This window comes from Acinetobacter colistiniresistens (assembly GCF_000413935.1).
GTDB classification, from domain to species: Bacteria; Pseudomonadota; Gammaproteobacteria; order Pseudomonadales; family Moraxellaceae; genus Acinetobacter; species Acinetobacter colistiniresistens.
In genome coordinates this window covers 134565-155170 of the sequence record NZ_KE340376.1, presented here as the reverse complement: position 1 = coordinate 155170, position 20606 = coordinate 134565, and the positions used below count along the sequence as shown (strand labels likewise).

Below are 20606 nucleotides of genomic sequence, written 5' to 3'. Positions count from 1 at the left end.
CAGTAGATATCGTAGATATGGCAATTGTGGCGTATGAAACAGCTTAAATTATGGGTGTTGGGTTTTTCAATGACTGTTTTGGCAGGGTGCCAAACAACATCACATTTGAAACCCGTGATTGAGGATGCCCAAGCTCAAGCTGTGAACCAACCCTTTACTGCAATTAAACAGCAGCAAAAACGTCCTGTGATTGCATTGGTTCTGGGGAGCGGTGGCGCGCGGGGCTATGCCCATATTGGTGTTATTGAGGTTCTGGAGCAGCAAGGGATTCACCCAGATTTTATCGTGGGCACCAGTGCGGGCAGTATTGTGGGATCGATCTATGCCAGTGGCAAAAGTGCTGCTGAGTTGCGTGATATTGCATTAAAACTCAAAGCCAATGATGTTCGCGAAGTCAATGTGAGCCTCAAGGGTTTTTTTGATGGCAAAAAAGTAGAAGACTATATCAACGAGCAAGTGCATAACCTGCCATTAGAAAAAATGAAAATCCCCATGTATGTGGTGGCAACTGAATTAAAAGATGGCACCCGAACTGTATTTAATTATGGCAATACAGGGCAGGCTGTGCGGGCTTCAGCATCCATTCCAAGCATGTTTGTCCCGACCAAGATTCATGATGTTGAATATGTCGATGGTGGCTTGGTCAGTCCAGTACCTGTGCAGGTCGCACGTGAGCTGGGGGCGGATGTGGTGATTGCTGTGGATATCCTTGCACAACCAATTCATACCGAAACTAGTAATGTCTGGGGGCTATTCAATCAAAATATCAATATCATGCAAGGGCGTCTGGCCGAAGAAGAACTGAAAGAAGCGGATATCGTGATTCAGCCTGACCTGCGTGAGAAAGCGCATATTTTTGATGTCAAAGGCCGTGAGATGACCATGCAAGCAGGTGTTGATGCTGCCAATGAAAAGTTAGCTGAAATTCAATGGGCGATTCAAAGTAAAAGCTATCCAGCACAAAATGAACAGCAGGATATTGCCTTGAAAATGAGTACCTCCGTACCACGTTAAGTTATTCTGTCATGATTGCCATAATGGACTTAAGTGTTTGAGTCCATTTACTAAAATCGCTTGTCGATAAAAACAAATTGTAAATCATCTACAAAAAGCTATCAAAAAGTTGAAAAAACAGGTAAATAACTACAAATCATCAAACTTTTTATCAGATCATTTTAAGTTTTAGGCCATAGGATGACCTAATCAAATGAATCGCTACATAACAAGGATTGTTAAACACCATGTTTAAGTCTTTCTTTCCGAATCCGCGTCTGTTTTTTATTTCAGTCATCGTCTGGTTAGCACTCAATATGTTGCTCTGGTACACAGGGGGGCATAGCTGGGGGGAATATCTGGGTTTTCCTAAAGGCTATGCGGAGGCAGAGTTATCTGTTGGGATTAGCCGATTCTGGGAACCTTCTTCACTTTGGTTTTATCTCTGGTTTATCGCTGCAACTGCATTATTTGCTGGATTTTGGCGGATTTTCTCAGACAATAAATGGCAGCGCTGGTCGATTTTGGGATCTGCATTTATCCTGTTTAATATCTGGTTTGGCGTACAGGTGAGCCTTGCCGTCAATGCATGGTATGTACCCTTCTGGGATATGATTCAAAACATGCTCACCAATGGTGGAGGAAATATCTCCGACTTGTATAAAGAAACGATGGTGTTTCTATATATTGCCATGGTGGGCGTGACCCTTGCGGTTATCAATGCTTTTTTTACCAGTCATTACGTATTCCGTTGGCGTACAGCAATGAATGAATATTATACCGAGCATTGGTCGAAATTACGTCATGTAGAGGGTGCAGCACAACGTGTGCAAGAGGATACCATGCGTTTTGCCACGATTGTGGAAGACTTAGGCGTTGAACTAGTCAAGGCAATCATGACATTGATCGCATTTTTACCTTTATTGTTTCAGCTTTCAAAACATGTACCCGAAATTCCGATTGTGGGCGAGTTGCAATATTCTCTGGTTTGGGCTGCGGTGGTTTGGGCAATCTTTGGTACGGTTCTACTGATGGTGGTGGGGATAAAACTACCTGGTCTTCAGTTTAATAACCAGAAAGTCGAGGCGGCATTTCGTAAGGAGTTGGTTTATGGTGAAGACCATGCGGATCGAGCGCAACCTGCGACTTTGAAAGAGTTATTCGGTCGGGTGCGTAAAAACTATTTCCGCTTATATTTTCACTACACCTACTTTAACTTAACTGCGACGTGGTATGGGCAATTGGATGTGATTTACAACTTATTTGTGTTATTCCCTGCGATTGCAGCAGGTAAGTTAACCCTTGGCTTAATTAACCAGATTGGTGGGGTTTTTGGTAAGGTTCGTGAATCCTTCCAATATCTGATCAGTTCATGGAAAACCATTATCGAGTTATTGTCGATTCATAAACGTCTGAAAGCCTTTGAAAAAATATTAGATTAGTTTGAATAGCTTCGTTTCAGAAAGCCTTAGCTTGATGCTAGGGCTTTTTTATTACCAACGATTTTAGCCAGTTTGTGGTTTTTATGTGAAAAGTGAATATATATTGCAACGAAAATGACTTTATTTGATGAAACTACTTCACTATAGTCGCTTGATAAAATTAATGATCTCTCATTTTTCTTTTGTATAACTTAGAACCTAAATAAATAGGATAAATCATGAAACCTGTATTGCTTAAAAGTGCATTGGCGCTGGCACTGACGGCTTTTACTGCACCTGTATGGGCAGACCAAGCAATTCAATCTTCCACAACGCAAAAAATCTCAGGTATTGACCCGCAATATATTGATAACAGTGTGTCTGCCAATCAGGACTTTTATAACTATGTGAATGGCACATGGCTGAAAGACACCGAGATTCCTGCTGATAAATCACGTTGGGGGGCATTCAATGAGTTGCAGGAGTTATCGACCAATCAATTGCACAGTATTGTTGAAACACTGAGCGCACAAAAATGGGTAACTGGGACAGTTGAGCAGAAAGTTGCCAGCCTGTATGCCAGTTTCATGGATGAAAAAAAGATTGAAGCACAGGGCATCACACCGTTAAAGCCAGAGTTGGCAAGAGTCGATGCGATTACAAATAAAAAAGAGCTTGCTACGTTAATGGGGCATTTCTCGCGCATCGGGGTCAGAACCCCATTTGATATCAGTATTGATCAAGACATGAAGCATTCTGATGTGATGATTGCGGGACTGGCACAGCGCAGACTAGGTTTACCTGACCGTGATTATTATTTAAAAGATGACCAGAAGTTTGTGGAAACACGTACCCAATATCTCAAGCATATTGAACGCATGCTACAACTGGCAGGCGATCAGCAAGCGGCACAGCACGCAAAAGAAATTTTGAAGCTGGAAACCGACTTGGCCAAGATTCAGTGGAGTAATGTCCAGAACCGTGATTTATCTAAACGTTACAATATTTACCGACTGAAAGATTTAAACAAGTTAAGCCAGAGTTTTGATTGGGATGCTTATCTCAATACCGTCGGGGTCAAGGACAAAATCCAGACCATTCAAGTGCATCAAATCAGCTATTTTAAAGCGCTTGATCCTGTCTTCAATCAAACACCTCTCAATGTATGGAAGGCGTATTTTAAATGGAACCTGATCAGTAATTTTTCCCCATTCTTAAACAAAGCCTTGGTTGATGAAAGCTTTGCCTTCTATGGCAAGACTTTACGCGATGTTGCCGAGCAGGAAGTGCGCTGGAAGCGTGGTGTGCAAACTGTGAATGGGGTACTGGGTGATGGTCTGGGCAAGATCTATGTAGAAAAACATTTTTCTGCGGATAAAAAACAGCGTATGGATGCCTTGGTACAGAATCTGATTCAAGCCTATGATCAAAGCATTAGCCAACTGGACTGGATGAGTCCTGCAACCAAACTACAGGCCAAGAAGAAATTAGCCAGTTTGTCGATTAAAGTCGGCTATCCAAACAAATGGCGTGATTATTCTGCGCTAGAGATCAAAGATGGTGACCTGATTGGCAACGTGATTCGTGCCAGAGAGTTTGAACATCAAGACAGTCTGGATAAATTGGGTAAGCCTGTTGATCGTGATGAATGGTTTATGTCACCGCAAACCGTGAATGCCTATTACAACCCGTCATCAAATGAAATCGTTTTTCCTGCTGCAATTCTGCAACCGCCATTTTTTAATATCGATGCCGATGATGCAGTGAATTATGGTGGGATTGGCAGTGTGATCGGGCATGAAATCAGTCATGGTTTTGATGATCAAGGCAGCCAGTTTGATGAGTTGGGTAATATGCGCAACTGGTGGACCAAGCAAGATCATCAAAAGTTTAAAGCCAAAACACAGGCCTTGATTGCCCAATACAATGCCTATGAACCCATTGCGGGCTATCACGTCAACGGTGAACTGACCTTGGGTGAAAATATTGCCGATAACTCAGGTCTATCGATTGCCTATAAAGCGTATCAAATTTCGTTAGCAGGGAAGCCTGCGCCTGTGATCGAGGGGCGTACGGGTGAGCAGCGCTTCTATATGGGCTGGGCGCAAGTCTGGCGTGCCAAAACCCGTGAAGCGCAAGCGATTGTGTATTTAAAAACTGATCCGCATGCGCCAGATAAAGTGCGAGCCAACGGAGCTTTAGTCAATCAAGCGCCGTTCTATGATGCTTTCAAGATCAAAGCAGGAGATAAAATGTATTTAGCGCCTGAAAAACGGGTCAGTATCTGGTAATTCGAGATTCAATAAAAAACCTGCATCAAGCAGGTTTTTTATTGCCAGTTTAAAGGAAGGCGATTCCAAGTCCTGCGCCTGCGGCCATGACCCAGAGGGGATGAATCTTTTTAAACATGCCGAGAATCGCAGTCACAATCACGATGACGGCCAAAAGCAGGTTTTGTGCAGATGCATCGGCAATCAACCACGCACTGACCAGAACCAAACCCACGGTAATCGGTTTCAGCGCTTTTTCAAAACGTGCCCGTAATGGATTGGCTTTAAAGCGTTCCCAGAATTTCAGCGCATATATGGTGATGATGGAAGAGGGGCCAAACTTCGCCAATGAAGTGACTAACAAACCTGCTGGCCCTGCCACATGCCAACCGACCAAAGGCACAATCATCATATTCGGACCCGGGGCAGCCTGTGCCATGGCAAACAGCGAACTAAACTGTTCAGCGCTCATCCATTGATGCACGGTCACCACTTGGTGTTGCATTTCAGGCAGGATGGCATTACCACCACCAAAAGCCAGTAGCGAAAGTTGAGTGAATACAATTGCAAGTGTCAGCAAAATCATGATTTTTTCACTCCTAAAACCAGCATATTAATGGCCAGTAAAATCGCTAAAGTCAGGGCTAAGGGCAGCTTGATCCAGATCATAAACACGAAGGTTAGGCCGATGGTAAAAAGAGTCAGATAGCTTTTTAAAATTGGCTTGAGCATCTTAAATCCAGTTGCAAACAGCAAGCCTGCGGCGGCGGCGGCCAAACCTTGAATCATGTGTTTAACGGCAGGGAGGTATTGAAAATGCTCATAGACCTGATAGATGATCAGCACAATTGCTGTAGGGGCAGAGATTAAGCCGAGCACTGAACTGATCGCACCTTTCACGCCTTGGAATTCCATGCCAATGGCAACGGCCATATTGATGATGTTGCCGCCTGGTAATAACTGACAGACACCCAGTAAGTCGGTAAATTTGCCAGCATCAATCCATTTATGTTCTTCAACGATAATGCGATGTGCCAGTGGCAAAACGCCACCAAAACCCATCAGTCCCAATTTCATAAATCCCGTAAAAAGTGCCTTACAATCAGGAGCAGTCGCTAGTGGTTCACTCTCTATTGTTAGGGCTTGGGCTTTCATTGGATTACCTTTCTGTTCAACCTTGTGAGCTATAGCATGAAAGATTTATGGTATATTCACAAATGCTATTTTTGCCGTTATCTATACTTTTAGGGTATGTATGATTGATATTCATAAACTCAATGCATTCGTTGCTGTGGTAGAAGAAAGTAATATTTCCAAAGCCGCAGTTAGACTGCATATGCAACAGCCACCGTTGACCCGATTGATTAAAAGTCTGGAAGAAGAGCTGGATACCGCTTTGCTTAAACGCTTGCCTCGCGGTGTGGAAGTCACCGAAGCAGGTAAGGCTTTATATCAGGAAGCCATTACCATTTTGGCGCATGCCCAGTCGATTCCGAAACGGGTCAAAAACATTGCGCAAGGCTTGGAAGGTCAGATCAATATTGGCTTTACCAACTCGGCAGGTTTGCATCCTTTTTTGCCTGCCTTATTACGTCAATTCAGGGAACAGTTTCCTGCCGTCGCCATTCATTTGGAAGAAGACAGCAGTACCGCCTTAACCGATGCGGTGATCAATGAAAAACTGGATATCGTTTTCCTGCGCAAACCCGCGCCGATTCATGCCGCAGTTCAAAGCATACATGTATTGGATGAGCCCTTGATTGTGGCTTTACCGAGTAATCATCCTTTGGTTGAGCAAGAGGGATCAATCCGCCTACTCGATTTAGAGCCGTATGAGTTTGTGTTGTATCGCCGTATTGCTGGGCAAGACCTGTTTGATAATATTTTGGCAAATTGCTATCAGGCAGGGTTTAACCCGAATATTGTGCAGGAAGCACCACGTTTAACTTCGAGTCTGAATCTGATTGCGGCAGGGATTGGGCTATCAATCGTTCCTGCGTCAATTCAGGATTTCTGGAATAAGCAGATTGTGTATAAACCGCTAGAAGCGAAAAAGCCATGTATCGCCCCGATTTATGCGATTTGTCGTACTAAAGGCAATAGTGTTCGGGTGGAGCATTTTTTAAATCTACTCAAAGCCAGTCAAATGACTTGAAAGCTGTAGGGTGCTAGTGGCTAAAGTGATAGAAGTTTAAAATTGGCCCGAGCAAGTGCTGTTGTGATTGATCCAGCGTTACGATGATTTCTCTAAAATTGAAGGTGTCCTCATCATGGTATTTCGCCACACCATGGGTTTTATTGTTGAAGTTCGGAATCTGATAACTAAAGAAAGCCACTTGTTTAGATGGGTGAACCACGGTTAGCAATTTTTTTGGGTCTTTATAGCCACCAAATTCATTTTGAATACTTTCTTTTAACAGATTGGGAAAGTAAAGCGTGGCATTGGGCATACCGCAACCGACACAGAAGGATGAATCGTATAATTCTATGGCCTGTTTTTGATTTGGACTCATCAGCAAGGCTGAACCCGTACCATTTGCGCCCGCATGTGCCTCCACATCGTGCCAATCTTTAGGTACAAGTACGACACCAATTTCAGGTAGTGCCACTAATTTGAGTTGCTTGGCCTGAAGTGTATCCAGCTTAAAGTCAAAATGGCAGCTTTTCGCGCTACAGCTTTTAAAGTCTTTTAATAAGCCTTCATCGGCAGGATTCAGTGCTGTGACCCCATAAAAGGGAACACGGACATCATTGGCAAAGGACACTTCGCCCAAGGCATAAATTTGGTTTTCGGCTTTTCGCTCTTGAGAAGTGTTTGAAAATTTGGGAAAAATAGGCTGAAAGGTACTGACTTCTGCATGAGTTGAAGTGATTGATAATGTGAATAAAACAGCAGAAATAGTGAGTGATGTTTTCATTTTTAATGTGCATTTGAGGTTGAGATCAAATTAGCATATTGTTTGAGATATGGGGGAAAGCAGATTTTAATCATAATAAAAAAATAGACTGAATGCTACTTAGGTTTTCATTGCTCTAATTAATAGGGTGAGAATTTATAAAGGCTTTTCTAGTTAGAATTCATGCCTTATTACAAAACTATGAATTAATAATAATTACATAATTTAGTTATTTTAAAAAATTAAAGGAACAAAGGTAAAGCAACTAATCTAGTGCTGATATTTTCTTAATTAGAGCTAGCTAGTCAGATATGCAAGCATTTATAACAAGAGGTTGCTTCACCGATCATGGTGGTAAAATTTTGGAAGGCGAGGAAATATGGTTAGTCGATGGAAAGGCTATTCATCTAGAAGGAATGACTCATTACTGCCCGCGATGCAAAGTTTTATCAAAAGCGATTGCTACTGAAAGAGGATTCATACAAGTTAATGGACGAAACCCTATTGTTGCTGGTGATGTTTCTACTTGTGGTTCAAGGTATATAAAGATTTCAGATTTAGCTGTCCGTAGCAGTAATTCTGGAAAAGATACTTTCGTAAACGTCGTACCTCTACTAACAGATTATGTAAATGGTCAATTCTTCTCTGATCAATTTATGCTTGTTGACCAGAAAACAGGAAATGTACTATCAGGTATTCCATATTTAATACATAGAGAAAATGGGGAAATAGAAGAAGGCGTTACTGATGAAAATGGATATACAAAAAATATATCGAATAGTGAAAGAGCTGAAAATATAACAATAGAAATCAATGATTTTGATTTGGAAAGATTTTTTAATGAAAACTTTAAATAAGACACTTACCGTAGGGGGTAACAATAAAAAAGATCCAGTAAAAATTGAGGTGAGAACTTCCTACAGAATTACGATTATGGTAAATAATAACGATGTTATGGTTGGCACTCATGCTGGAATGTTGCTTATCAGCCCGAAGGGGTTTGAGATATTTGATCCTAATGGAAGTTTTTATTATCCAGAAATTGCTGAAGGGCGGTTACGACTGTTCCCTGTGTATGAGCTACAAAAGAGAGCTGATGTCTATAGAAGTTACTTAGAATACCAACTAGCTGATGGTGGTGAAGTGTATATTTATACATTTTATCTTACTAAAGATGAGTTCCTAAAGATTGAAGACAGAATTTTAAATGAAGAGGGTTGCAGTGGTGTTTTGAGCTGCACTAGATGTACCTCCAATGCAATCACAGGGATTGGTGTATTTAAGAATTTACCACCTGATATTTTCTTACCGTCTAAGTTGAAAAAGGAACTCGATAAAATCTCTAATCCCATAAAAATATTGAGAAATAAACCATGATGAAGTCAAGCTATCTAGGGTGGGGATTACTCAATTTACAATTGATTATCGGTTTTGCTTATTCTTATGATTATTTTCATAGACATATTATTGTAGACCATGTTTTAGCTTTTACTTTGTCAGTCATTTTTATTGCGAATATTTTTTTCTTTTTTACTAAATTTATTAAAAATTATTCTCTTAGGGCATTTATTTCTATCATTTTCTCTAGTGTTGTAGTCTCTATATTATTTATTCGACTCAATAGCGAGGATGCTAATTTCATTGTGAGTGATGTTCTTCTTTTGTTTGGGTATATGATGCTTAGAATGTTACTCTATATTACAACTCCTCTTGTATTCTTGATTGAATTTTTTTTAAAGAAAAATAATTAAAATTTATTTAAAAACAGTTGTTTGTGTTTATTTGTTTTTTAGTAAAGTTGCTTAATCTGTAGCGTTAAAACGTATATAGTATGAATAATCATGTCAGTATTCATAATGATTAAAATAATAGTATTAAATTTAGACGGCCTAGAGCATAAGTCTTATGAAAAAGTTTCTTTTAGCCTGTTACCTTGTTGCCCTGAGTTCTAGTACCTTTGCCCAAGAGATCAAAGGCATTGCATTTTATCATGAGGACTGGGAAATTTACTGTAGCAATACTGGTACTTGTCGAGCTGCGGGTTATTACAATGAATATAGTGACGATGAACCCGCCTCGCTGTTATTGACCCGTCAGGCAGGTGCACGGCAGCCTGTAAAAGTCGAATTTGCCTTGTCGCGTTTTGAACAACCGTCCATGCCAGCTGCAAAGCTTAAAAATATTCATTTTTATGTGAATGGCAAAGACTTTGGACAGGTGTCTGTTGATGGAACAGAATTCCCATTGATGGGACAACTCTCTACAAATCAAGTCAACGCTTTATTACAACAATCCAAGAAAAAGACCGAAATCATTTTTAAAAATGCCAATTTAAATTGGAAAATATCAGACACAGGTCTGACAGCCGTATTGCTGAAAATGGATGATTTTCAAAAGCGCGTGAGCACAGTGGGTGCTTTGATTAAAAAAGGTAAAGCGGATGAGTCGAATGTATTAGCAGCTCAACCCAAATTCACGGTTAAACAAATTAAAACTTCGAGTAAACCTTATTTGACCTTGCGACCCAGTGACAAACGTTATGCCGAGCTATATCAGAATCTGATGGCGAATCAGCCAGTGCCTAAAAAAGAAGGATTCTGTGAAGGGGCTTATGACGGTAAGCAAACAGCACCCCAAGCGATTGATCTCTATAAATTGACCAATAAAAAAGTTTTGGCAGCTACGCTATGTTGGCGAGGTGCATATAACGAAGGTTATGGTGCATGGGTATTGGATGAGTCACTTGCGAATAAAGCAACTTTTGTGACGGAACATTCCTCTGAGTTTTATAACGGAATTCTCAGCAGTTCGCAGAAAGGGCGTGGTATTGGTGATTGTTGGTCGAGTGATGAATGGGTTTGGGATGGACAGAAGTTTATACATACGCTAGATCGCTGGACTGGGATGTGTCGAGGTCTTGCTGCGGGTGGGGTGTGGGAGCTTGATCAGATTGAAGCGATTGTTAAGTAATACGGTAAAGATAAAAATAGCCTAGGGAAATACAATGCTTAAATATAAGATGGGTTTAGGTGGAATGATTTTAATAGGTGCATCCGCCTATTTTAGTGCATCTGTTTTGGCTGCACCTTTACAGATTTTGGAATTTAAAAAGGGGCGACTGAGTGCAACGGAACAGACGCAACTCTGTGAACAAATAAAAGAGCTGTGTCAGACGAAACCACAATGGTTGAGTTTAAAAACACCTGATCAAAGTTTATGGTTATTGTCTGAGGGCAATATTGCCCAGTTTAGTCATTCAAATTCTGGCTTTAAATTATTGAAGCAATGGCATATTCCATTAGCGTCTGCTGAGGAAATGGCACGATCAAAACAATATATTTACCCTAAACTGTTTCCAATGGATCAAAACCGTTATGCGGTTGCGCTGATTGATACTTTGACAGAATCATATTCAGGTGGCGGTGCTAGTGTTGAACGTGCCAGTTTTTATGAGTTACAGAATTCAGGTCAGACCCATCGTTTTATTGAACGTTATCCTTTTAATTTTTATCGTATGATTCGCGCCTGTTTCTCGGAACAGGATTATGAGAATTCTAATGGCAAGTGTCATGATGAAGATAGTTTAGGTCTAGATATTCGTCCGATTAAGCCGATGCTTTGGCAATTTCGTTATCGCTACAGTTTGGATGTATCACCTGCGTCAGATTCGGGAGAGAAATCATTTAAGGGCAGTCGTAACCTGAATATCGATTTAAATAAAGCACCTGAGCAACCGAATATTCCAGCAGAGTGGGATTATGAAGGTGCAGGTTGAGTGATTTACCATCTTCATGGTTTTTACATTTTTTCAAAGCTTTGAGCGCGTGGGCTTACGCAATTTACAGCGTCATAACAGATGATCTCGTCAGAGCATGGTACAAAGGGAAAGATTGCAATTTGGAACTGTGCTTATGTCTCGTGTTTATACTTCTGCCCGCCGTAAACTTTCTTATTTGAGTCGTTCTGTATTCATGGCTGCGGCTGTGTTGGGCACAACCCAAGTGGCAATAGCAGGGCCAACAGTGGATCAACTCAGTGATTGTTTGGTGAAAGCGACCACCGCAGCAGATAAAACCACGGTTTTGCAATGGACCTTTACTGCTTTGGCAGCGCATCCTGATTTAAAGTCTTTTAGTAATGTTACGCCTGAGCAGAAAACCCAGCTGGATCAGAAGTTGGCACAAGTTTTACAGCGTGTGATTGTGGAGCAGTGTTCGACACAGACCAAAGCTGTGATTCAGGCGGAAGGAATTCAAGCCGTTGGACAGGCTTTTCAGCAGTTAGGTCAGAGTGCAGGGCAAGATATTATTAAAGACCCAGCGGTCAGACAGCAGTTGCAAGGCACCTTGCGTTATATTGATTTAAATAAATTGGTCACGACTTTTTTAACGCCTGATATTTGGAATAAGTTGGGTGTGATAAGAGGGCAGTGATTTATTTTTTGTACATAATTTTATAGCTTTTTAGCCAAAGACTATCATGAGGTTTTTGGCTTGTTTTAAGTGTTTTAAATTGAGAAAGAAAATAAAATCTTTTCATGAATATTTATTTAGGAAAGATTCTTCTTTATCTTGATTTTAAAAATCTTGTTGATTTGTTTTATAAATATTCATATAACTATTAAAAAATCAGAGGAATTAAATTTAGATGAGTCAGTTTAGTATTATTTTAGGGGAGGATGAAAAAAATCCATTAATTGAAATTCGAGTGGCTGATAAAATTAATGGAACATCTTATACAAGATTTCATCATTTAGATAATTTAAAGAGTTTTGCTTCAGTTGCAGTTCAAGCAATTCCATCACTCTTAACTCAGGCAGAATTTACAAAAAGTTCTATAATGGAGGTTGTAGTTAATGGCAGTTTAACAAAAGCTATTGATGGCAATGGATTTCGTGCAATGGTAAAAGGAGCTGATGGGAAAATTATTGAAAATGCACGTCTATATAATGCAGATAAATTATCAAGTCTAATAAATGCTGCAGCAGTTTGGCAAATTTTATCTGTTGTAGTGGCGCAAAAACACTTAGCTGATATTAATCAAAAGTTAGAAGATCTAAAAGATGGGATAAATCGTATTCAGGATTTTCAACAGAATGATAGAAAATCTAGTATTTATATGATTTCTAATAAATTAAAAGAAAAAATAATAATTTTTACAAATTTAAAAAATCAAGAAAAAGACAAGGTGGTTAGTTTGGTTGAACTGAATTCTTATGATGATACTCTGGAGAAAATATATTTACATTTAAAAGCAGATTTAAAAAACTATGGGTTAACAAAAACTAAACATCAGGAATTTTTTGGTACAGCTGATTATAAAGCGGCTCTAGAGGCGAGAGTAGACGAAATTCAAAAAAATCTTGATCTTGCATATCTGTCTTTAAATCTAAGAAGCATGAATACTTCATTGATTGAATATCTTGGCACGAATGGTGAGTTGGTTGAATATCGTACAGGGGAAGTAAAGAAAGAAATAGAAAACCTAAAGCATCTTATAGATAATATTGGTGAAAATATAACAAAAGAAGTAAAAGAACTTAAGTCTAGAGTGAACGATGCTCAAAGCTTTGTGATAAATAATAAAGATAGTATTGCACTCAGCGGCGCAGCAGCATTTATATCAGTTCCTTTGGCTGTAGGGATAGGAGCTGCTGTTATGACAGGAAGTCTGAAAAACACAATTTTATTAGAACCGGTAGGTGTTTTACATAAGAAAATATTTGGTGAAATTAAGAAGTCGGATCTTTTAGAAGAGCGGAAGCTAAAAATGCTAAAAAAGCTAAAAATTAGTTTAATTTCATCTCAACAGCAAGCGCACTACAGTTTGGAGCTGCTGAATACAAATTTATTCCACATGATAGAAAAGGAAGAACCTATTAGGTTAGCCTTTCAAAAGCTTGATGAAGAGCACGTTTTGTGTTTAAACACGAATGAAAAAATTGCAATTTAATAAAAACTGGCTCTAAAACAGTTTTTTATTAAATTGGTTTAGCCAATTTGTTTCTTGATTAGTTCAATAATTTGAGTGAAATTTTATCCGTTACATCTCACAAGCCTTGCCTTGATACTCATAACGATTAACCTTGTAAGCTTGACCATCCCAACGATAAATGGCAAAGCAGAATCCAGGTCCACCATTCTCAATATCAGGCCAGCCATTTTTTCCTGTCGTTTTTAGTAATTCTGGTATACCAGAATTACTAAATAATTGCTTCCATTCTCCATTTTTTTGCTGTGAAACTACATAATAACCAACCCCTGTATTGCCATAACACATGGTGCCGTAATCTGAAACGATTGCATCTTTTAAGCTATCACCGTTTAAATCGGCATAAGTTGTAATTTCACCGACTGAACAATCACTTTTCCAGCCTTTTTTGCTTTTTGTAAACCCTGCTGCTTTAAAAATGGCCTCAGCATCAGCTTTAGGCACTTGAGGTGTTTGTGCAAAATTAGAATTGCTGATTAAAAGTAAACAAGCACTCAGGAGTAATCTATTTTTCATAAGTTGAATGATCATGTCAGTTTTAGTTTAAAAATTTATTGTGCAGGTATTTTATCCTATAAAAACCAAAAAACCCGCTCTAAAGCGGGTTTTCTTTTGAAATTAAATCAGTTTAACTAATCAATTTCTTCATTAATTCATTTACTTGAGCTGGGTTAGCTTTACCTTTTGCAGCTTTCATGACTTGACCAACAAGACCATTAAAGGCTTTTTCCTTACCAGACTTGTACTCTTCAACCATTTTTTCATTGGCTGCAAGCACTTCTTTAATGATTGCTTCAATCGCACCTGTATCGGTTTCCTGCTTTAAGCCTTTCTCAGCAATAATGTCATCCGCAGATTTTCCTTCTGCTTCCCACATAAAGCCAAACACTTGCTTCGCAATTTTGCCGTTAATGGTATTGTCGACAATACGCGCGATCATGCCACCTAATTGCTCAGCAGAAACAGGTGAGTCCGCCAATTCTAAGCCTGCTTTGTTTAAAGCACCTGAGAATTCACCCATTACCCAGTTTGCAGAGACTTTACCTTGCTTCGCACCACCCGCAGCAGCCACAACCGCTTCGTAGAAGTCCGCCATTTCGCGTGACAGCGTCAATACATGTGCATCGTACTCAGTCACAGCAAAATCAGCGATAAAGCGTGCACGGCGCGCTTTAGGCAGTTCTGGAAGGGCAGCACGTGCCGCTTCGATTTGCTCATCGGCAATAATCACTGGCAATAAGTCTGGATCTGGGAAGTAGCGATAGTCGTTCGCTTCTTCTTTCGAACGCATTGAACGGGTTTCCATCTTGTTCGGGTCGAACAAACGGGTTTCCTGATCAATTGTGCCACCGTATTCCAAGATTTCCATTTGGCGTTCAATTTCGACATTGATCGCTTGCTCAATGAAACGGAATGAGTTGAGGTTTTTCAACTCACAACGGGTACCGAACGGTTGACCTGGACGACGCAATGACACGTTACAGTCGGCACGGAAAGAACCTTCTGCCATGTTACCGTCAGAAATCCCTAACCAACGCACGAGCGTGTGAATCGATTTGATATAGGCAACCGCTTCTTCAACTGAACGCATATCTGGCTCAGATACGATTTCTAGCAAGGGTGTACCCGCACGGTTTAAGTCGATACCCGACATGCCTTCGAACTGATCATGAATCGATTTACCTGCATCTTCTTCAAGATGGGCGCGAGTCACGCCTATACGCTTCACAGTGCCATCTTCAAGCTGGATGTCGATATGACCCAAGCCAACAATCGGATTGTCCATCTGGCTGATCTGGTAGCCTTTTGGCGAATCTGGGTAGAAGTAGTTCTTACGCGCAAATACCGAAGCTTGGTCGATATAGGCATCAATCCCCAAACCGAAGCGAATCGCAAGATCAACCACTTCCGCATTCAATACAGGCAATACGCCCGGCATGGCTAAATCAACAAGGCTGGCTTGTGTATTTGGGTCTTGGCCAAATTCAGTCGATGAACCTGAGAAGATTTTAGACTTGGTCGCCAACTGCGTGTGGATCTCGATCCCGATAACGACTTCCCAACCGTCAATTAACTTTAACTTTTGAGCTTCAGCCATTATGCATTCTCCTCAGCAATTGCCGCACGTTTGGTATGCCAGTCTGTGTTTTGTTGATATTGATGCACAATCGAAAGCAATTGTGATTCTGACCAGTAGTTACCAATCAACTGTAAGCCCACAGGCAAGCTGTCTTTATCGAAACCAACAGGTGCGTTGATGGCAGGTAGACCTGCCAAGTTCACAGCAAGCGTATAGATATCACCTAAATACATTTCAGTCGGGCTGAGATTCGCACCGATTTTATAGGCTGTGGTTGGTGCAGATGGTGCAGCAATCACGTCGACATTTTCAAATGCTTTAAGGAAGTCTTGCTGAATCAAGCGACGTACTTTTTGTGCTTTCACATAGTAGGCATCGTAATAACCCGCAGAAAGGGCATACGTCCCGATCAGGATACGACGTTGTACTTCGGCACCAAAACCTTCTGAACGTGAACGTTTGTACAAGTCCATCAAGTCCACAGGATTTTCACAGCGGTAGCCATAACGTACGCCGTCAAAACGTGACAGGTTCGAAGAGGCTTCCGCAGGTGCGATCAAGTAGTAGGTTGGTACATAGGCTTCAGTCATGTTGAGATCAATCTCAACCAAGGTCGCGCCCATGTCTTCAAGCTTTTTCAACGATTCTTCAACGCGTGCTTTTACATCTGCATCTAAACCTGCCACATTGAAGTATTGTTTTGGAATACCAATGCGTAGGCCTTTCACCGCTGTGCCGTTCAAGTTAGCAACGTAATCGTCCACTTCTTTGTTGATTGAAGTCGAGTCTTTGGCATCATGACCTGCAATCACATTCATCAAATATGCGCAGTCTTCTGCCGAACGCGCCATTGGGCCGCCCTGATCGAGAGATGAGGCATACGCAATCATACCGAAGCGAGATACACGACCATAGGTCGGTTTTAAGCCAGTTAAGCCGCAGAATGAAGCAGGTTGACGAATTGAGCCACCTGTATCGGTTCCTGTTGCGATCGGCGCAAGATCAGCCGCGACAGCCGCAGCAGAACCACCAGATGAACCACCCGGAACATGATCCAGTGCCCAAGGGTTAGACGTTGCACCGACATAAGAGTTTTCAGAGGTTGAACCCATGGCGAATTCGTCCATGTTCACCTTACCTAAAGTCACGAGACCCGCAGCTTTAGCTTTTGCAACCACCGTTGCATCGTATGGTGAAATGAAGTTATCCAGCATTTTTGAACCGGCCGTGGTTTTAATGCCTTGGGTACAAAAAATATCTTTGTGCGCAAGCGGAATACCTGCCAGCGCATGGGCATTGCCTGCTTTCAGTGCCGCATCAGCCGCATTTGCTTCCGCAAGCGCCTGTTCTGCAGTCACTGTTACATAACTTTTTACTTTTGGGTCAATTTGGGCAATACGCTTCAAATAATGTTCAGTCAATTCGCGTGATGAAAATTGGGCTGTTTTTAAGCCTTCAGAGAGTTCACGGATTGATAAGCGATGTAAATCTGTCATATGAAAAATTTCTTTACATTCTAAATATAAAATATTGACTAATCGAATAAATCTTATTCAATTACGCGAGGTACGAGGTACAAACCTGCTTCTGTAGCAGGCGCGACCGCTTGATATTCATCACGATGGTTGCTTTCAGTCACAACGTCAGCGCGTAGGGGTTGCGGGTTGTCAAATGGGCTCTTTAAAGGCTCAACATCATCGGTATTAATGCCTTTCAAGCTTTCCATCATGCCAAGGATTTTATTTAAACTTTGAGCATATTCAGCAGATTGCGTGTCATTGAGAGATAAACGTGCAAGGTGTGCAATTTGCGATACCGTTTGCGCATTTAAGTCTGTTGTCTGCTGAGCATCTGATGATGTAGACATAACTTTACCTAATTCAGTATTAAAAAATTTCAAAATATCGTGCGTTATAATAAGCGATTGACTTGTTCAAATCATCACATTTAGTTAAAGTTGCCACCTTGTATTCACACAAAGTTTAATTGAGAACGCCCCCGTGATTCTAAAACGACTAATTGGCTTGTTTTCGCCGGATTTAGCCATTGATTTAGGTACTGCAAATACACTTATTTATGCACCAGGCCGTGGCATTATATTAAATGAACCAACTGTTGTGGCAATTCGCCATAGTGGTTCACAAAAAATTGTTGCCGCTGTAGGTCTCGATGCTAAACAAATGTTAGGTCGTACACCAGCGAATATTTCAGCGATTCGTCCTATGAAAGACGGTGTGATTGCTGACTTTGAAGTGACTGAGACCATGTTGAATCAGTTTATTGGCAAAGTGCATGAAAAGCGTTTATTCCCACCAGCACCACGTGTCGTGGTGTGTGTACCATGTAAATCAACCTTGGTTGAGCGTCGTGCAATTCGTGAGGCTGTATTCAATGCAGGCGCACGTGATGTTCGCTTAATCGAAGAACCGATGGCTGCAGCAATTGGCGCAGGTATGCCAGTTGAGCAAGCATGTGGTTCGATGGTGGTTGATGTGGGTGGTGGTACGACTGAAATCGCGATCATTTCATTACAAGGCTGTGTTTACGCAGACTCATTACGCATCGGCGGTGATGTTTTTGATGAACAGATCATCAACTACGTTCGTAAAGCGCACGGTTGTGTGATCGGGGAAACCACAGCTGAAGTGATCAAGAAAGAAGTGGGTATGGCTGTGACTGACGGCAAAACCCTCGAAATCGAAGTTCGTGGCCGTAACCTGGCTGAGGGTGTACCTCGCGCGATTACGGTGACTTCTGATGAAATCACACAAGCAATTGCCGATCCTTTACAAAGCATCGTGAGTGCAGTGAAATCTGCGCTTGAGCAAACACCACCTGAGCTGTCTTCGGATATTGCAGAGCGTGGTATCGTGTTGACAGGTGGCGGTGCATTGTTGCGTAACCTCGATAAATTGCTTGCTCAGGAAACAGGTTTACCTGTGATTGTTGCAGATGATCCTTTAACTTGTGTCACTCGTGGTGGTGGTAAAGTATTAGAGTTCTTTGACAATCCAAACCATGACATGCTTTTCGTTGGTTAAATCATAAGGACTAGGCGGTGCAACCGAATCTTTTTTCAAGACAACCGCCATCTTTTCGCTCATTTGTCATTGCGGTCATTACATGTTTGGTGGTGCTTTTCTTTGATTGGCGCATGCCCTATGTAATTCAGCCAGCAAGGGATGTCTTGTATGCCGCGTATAACCCGATTTATGCGCTGGCAAGCTATCCTGTACTGTCGCGAGAATGGCTTAATCAACAAACCAAATCTGAAGCTCAATTGCGCCGTGAAAATACCGCGATGCAAGCAGAACTTCTTCAAGCTCAAGTCCGTCTACAAAAACTTTCAGAACTTTCTGCGGAAAATAACCGTTTAAGAGGGCTTTTGGATACCCCATTGATTATTGATGGGCGTATGCAGATTGCGGAAGTGATTGGAACGGATGCAGACCCATTGCGCCATATTATTATCGTTAACCGTGGTTCCGTCGATCATTTAAGAGTCGGGCAGACGGTGTTGGATGATAAAGGGATTATGGGGCAGATTATTAACGTCTATCCTCATAGCGCGCGTATCATGCTGCTCTCTGATAAAGAACATTCGTTGTCAGTACGTTTAGAACGGACAGGCATGCGTGCGATCATTTCGGGAACAGGTGATTTGGGTCAACTCAAAATGGAATATGTACCAACCAGTGCCAATATTCAGGTTGGAGACAAAGTGTTTAGTTCCGGTTTGGGTGAACATTTTCCAGCAGGTTATTTAGTGGGTACCGTATCTAAAGTCAGTCGACATACGTCGGGTGAGTTTGCTGAAATTGATGTCACGCCGGCAGCTCAACTTGCCAGTGGTCATCATGTGGTGGTGCTATTCTCTGAATCCTTAGCGCAGGAGCAACCTTATGCCGATCGCTAAGTTGAATTATGAGAAGCGTAAAGACCCACTCTGGATGATTATCCTGTCTATTGTGGTGGGTTCAGTGCTCATGGTCTATCCAATGGCCTATGAGGCCTCTGGATGGCGTCCATGTGTCATGCTGATGATCATGCTGTTCTGGATTCTCTATCAGCCCGTGTGGTGCGGGGTCTGGTTTGCATTTGGCATGGGACTTTTTGCTGATCTGTTGTTGGACGCACCTTTTGGCTTAAATGCGCTGAGTTTTGTCATTATCACATTTGGGATACGTTATTTTATTCGGGAACGCCGCATTCTGACTTTTGGCAATTCATGGGTGATTGCGGTGATTGCAGTGGTTACGCATCTGACATTCTTGTGGATTAGCCAGACCATTGCAGGCGCGCATTTCTCGATTGCACGGCACTGGCAACCATTGGTGAGCAGTGTGCTGGCATGGCCGTTGGTTTATTATTGTTTACATAAATGGCGCATATAATTCTCGCATCAAGCTCGCCTCGTCGGCAGGAGCTGTTACAGCAACTAGGACTGGATTTCGATATCTATAGTCCAGATGTCGATGAGACGGTGCGGGATGGGGAAACAGTTGCGCATTATGTAGAGCGCTTGGCGCGAGATAAGGCACAGATTGTTTTAAATAAATATCCAGATGCCATCGTGATTGCAGCAGATACCAGTTTAAGTTTCGCTGGGCAGATTATTGGCAAACCAGAGTCGAAGCAGCATGCTTTTGCTATCTGGTCGGCACTTTCTGGGCAATGGCACGAGGTCTACTCTGGTGTTTGTGTGGCAAGCACGACTCAGATGTTGAGTACCGTGGTGGCAACGCAAGTCGAGTTACAACAACTCAGTCATGCAGACATGGAAAAATATTGGGCAACAGGCGAGCCAATAGGCAAAGCGGGTGCGTATGCAATACAGGGAATTGCAGCGCAATATATTCCGCAAATCCGTGGCAGCTATAGTAATGTCGTTGGTTTGCCTTTGCATGAGACAGCACAGTTATTAGAAAGGGTTAAAGCACTACGCTGACACTTT

The 20606-nt window shown here is 41.6% G+C and carries 22 protein-coding genes; 15 read left to right on the top strand and 7 right to left on the bottom strand.

The features are described 5' to 3' along the window. Window positions 1–33: 33 nt before the first annotated feature. The 3 genes from F907_RS16725 to F907_RS16735 all read left to right on the top strand — a co-directional run bounded on the left by F907_RS16725 (window position 34) and on the right by F907_RS16735 (window position 4705). Window positions 34–1014 carry a patatin-like phospholipase family protein gene (locus F907_RS16725; protein WP_016651107.1) on the top strand — a complete coding sequence of 327 codons (981 nt, stop codon included), beginning with the start codon at window positions 34–36 and terminating at the stop codon, window positions 1012–1014. Window positions 1015–1241: 227 nt separating this feature from the next. Further along, on the top strand, window positions 1242–2435 hold the full coding sequence (gene sbmA, locus F907_RS16730) for a peptide antibiotic transporter SbmA (RefSeq protein WP_016651106.1): 1194 nt from the start codon (window positions 1242–1244) through the stop codon (window positions 2433–2435). Between the two features lie 218 nt (window positions 2436–2653). Further along, window positions 2654–4705: a M13 family metallopeptidase gene (locus F907_RS16735; RefSeq protein ID WP_016651105.1), complete on the top strand. Its 2052-nt coding sequence runs from the start codon at window positions 2654–2656 to the stop codon at window positions 4703–4705. Window positions 4706–4754: 49 nt separating this feature from the next. On the opposite strand, the gene F907_RS16740 is transcribed toward F907_RS16735, so the two are convergent. Both F907_RS16740 and F907_RS16745 read right to left on the bottom strand, forming a co-directional pair. Then, a complete protein-coding gene (locus F907_RS16740) occupies window positions 4755–5270 on the bottom strand; it encodes a chromate transporter (protein WP_016651104.1) in 516 nt (171 codons plus the stop codon). Beyond that, window positions 5267–5839 (bottom strand): chromate transporter, encoded by a 573-nt coding sequence (locus tag F907_RS16745; protein WP_016651103.1) that lies wholly within the window; start codon window positions 5837–5839, stop codon window positions 5267–5269. Before F907_RS16745 ends, F907_RS16740 begins: the two co-directional genes overlap by 4 nt. Window positions 5840–5939: 100 nt before the next feature. Between F907_RS16745 and F907_RS16750 the strand changes: the two genes are divergently transcribed. Further along, complete coding sequence (locus F907_RS16750; protein WP_016651102.1) at window positions 5940–6839, top strand: LysR family transcriptional regulator; 900 nt, start codon at window positions 5940–5942, stop codon at window positions 6837–6839. Between the two features lie 13 nt (window positions 6840–6852). Here the strand turns inward: F907_RS16750 and F907_RS16755 are convergent, their stop codons facing one another. After that, complete coding sequence (locus F907_RS16755; protein ID WP_016651101.1) at window positions 6853–7602, bottom strand: DUF4850 domain-containing protein; 750 nt, start codon at window positions 7600–7602, stop codon at window positions 6853–6855. Window positions 7603–7892: 290 nt separating this feature from the next. Between F907_RS16755 and F907_RS16760 the strand changes: the two genes are divergently transcribed. From F907_RS16760 to F907_RS16790, 7 genes are all read left to right on the top strand, one after another. Continuing rightward, complete coding sequence (locus tag F907_RS16760) at window positions 7893–8438, top strand: PAAR domain-containing protein (RefSeq protein ID WP_016651100.1); 546 nt, start codon at window positions 7893–7895, stop codon at window positions 8436–8438. Next, on the top strand, window positions 8422–8958 hold the full coding sequence (locus F907_RS16765; protein WP_016651099.1) for a hypothetical protein: 537 nt from the start codon (window positions 8422–8424) through the stop codon (window positions 8956–8958). The genes F907_RS16760 and F907_RS16765 overlap by 17 nt, the downstream gene beginning before the upstream one ends. Further along, on the top strand, window positions 8955–9332 hold the full coding sequence (locus F907_RS16770; protein ID WP_016651098.1) for a hypothetical protein: 378 nt from the start codon (window positions 8955–8957) through the stop codon (window positions 9330–9332). The genes F907_RS16765 and F907_RS16770 overlap by 4 nt, the downstream gene beginning before the upstream one ends. Window positions 9333–9486: 154 nt before the next feature. After that, entirely contained in the window at window positions 9487–10551 is a 1065-nt protein-coding gene (locus F907_RS16775; protein WP_016651097.1) for a DUF1176 domain-containing protein, read from the top strand. A 34-nt stretch (window positions 10552–10585) separates the two neighbouring features. After that, complete coding sequence (locus F907_RS16780; RefSeq protein WP_016651096.1) at window positions 10586–11356, top strand: hypothetical protein; 771 nt, start codon at window positions 10586–10588, stop codon at window positions 11354–11356. Window positions 11357–11492: 136 nt separating this feature from the next. After that, window positions 11493–12014 carry a hypothetical protein gene (locus F907_RS16785; RefSeq protein ID WP_016651095.1) on the top strand — a complete coding sequence of 174 codons (522 nt, stop codon included), beginning with the start codon at window positions 11493–11495 and terminating at the stop codon, window positions 12012–12014. A gap of 214 nt (window positions 12015–12228) precedes the next feature. Continuing rightward, entirely contained in the window at window positions 12229–13533 is a 1305-nt protein-coding gene (locus F907_RS16790) for a hypothetical protein (protein ID WP_016651094.1), read from the top strand. A 90-nt stretch (window positions 13534–13623) separates the two neighbouring features. Here the strand turns inward: F907_RS16790 and F907_RS16795 are convergent, their stop codons facing one another. From F907_RS16795 to gatC, 4 genes are all read right to left on the bottom strand, one after another. After that, window positions 13624–14103, bottom strand: a complete 480-nt coding sequence (locus F907_RS16795; protein ID WP_016651093.1) for a hypothetical protein — start codon at window positions 14101–14103, stop codon at window positions 13624–13626. Window positions 14104–14200: 97 nt separating this feature from the next. Then, window positions 14201–15670 (bottom strand): Asp-tRNA(Asn)/Glu-tRNA(Gln) amidotransferase subunit GatB, encoded by a 1470-nt coding sequence (gene gatB, locus F907_RS16800; RefSeq protein ID WP_016651092.1) that lies wholly within the window; start codon window positions 15668–15670, stop codon window positions 14201–14203. Next, the gene (gatA, locus tag F907_RS16805; RefSeq protein WP_016651091.1) at window positions 15670–17148 is read right to left on the bottom strand and encodes an Asp-tRNA(Asn)/Glu-tRNA(Gln) amidotransferase subunit GatA; all 1479 of its coding nucleotides are present in this window, start codon (window positions 17146–17148) and stop codon (window positions 15670–15672) included. The genes gatB and gatA overlap by 1 nt, the downstream gene beginning before the upstream one ends. A 53-nt stretch (window positions 17149–17201) precedes the next feature. Continuing rightward, window positions 17202–17519, bottom strand: coding sequence for an Asp-tRNA(Asn)/Glu-tRNA(Gln) amidotransferase subunit GatC (gene gatC / locus F907_RS16810; protein WP_004652310.1), 318 nt, complete (start codon window positions 17517–17519; stop codon window positions 17202–17204). Window positions 17520–17652: 133 nt separating this feature from the next. Here gatC and F907_RS16815 point away from each other — a divergent pair, with 133 nt between their 5' ends. From F907_RS16815 to F907_RS16830, 4 genes are read left to right on the top strand one after another with little or no spacing between them, the layout of a single operon-like run. Next, window positions 17653–18693 carry a rod shape-determining protein gene (locus tag F907_RS16815; RefSeq protein WP_005226999.1) on the top strand — a complete coding sequence of 347 codons (1041 nt, stop codon included), beginning with the start codon at window positions 17653–17655 and terminating at the stop codon, window positions 18691–18693. Between the two features lie 17 nt (window positions 18694–18710). After that, window positions 18711–19568: a rod shape-determining protein MreC gene (mreC, locus tag F907_RS16820; RefSeq protein ID WP_005243984.1), complete on the top strand. Its 858-nt coding sequence runs from the start codon at window positions 18711–18713 to the stop codon at window positions 19566–19568. After that, window positions 19555–20046: a rod shape-determining protein MreD gene (gene mreD / locus F907_RS16825; protein ID WP_005269500.1), complete on the top strand. Its 492-nt coding sequence runs from the start codon at window positions 19555–19557 to the stop codon at window positions 20044–20046. Before mreC ends, mreD begins: the two co-directional genes overlap by 14 nt. Continuing rightward, the gene (locus tag F907_RS16830; RefSeq protein ID WP_005269501.1) at window positions 20034–20600 is read left to right on the top strand and encodes a Maf-like protein; all 567 of its coding nucleotides are present in this window, start codon (window positions 20034–20036) and stop codon (window positions 20598–20600) included. The genes mreD and F907_RS16830 overlap by 13 nt, the downstream gene beginning before the upstream one ends. The last annotated feature ends 6 nt before the right edge of the window (window positions 20601–20606 follow it).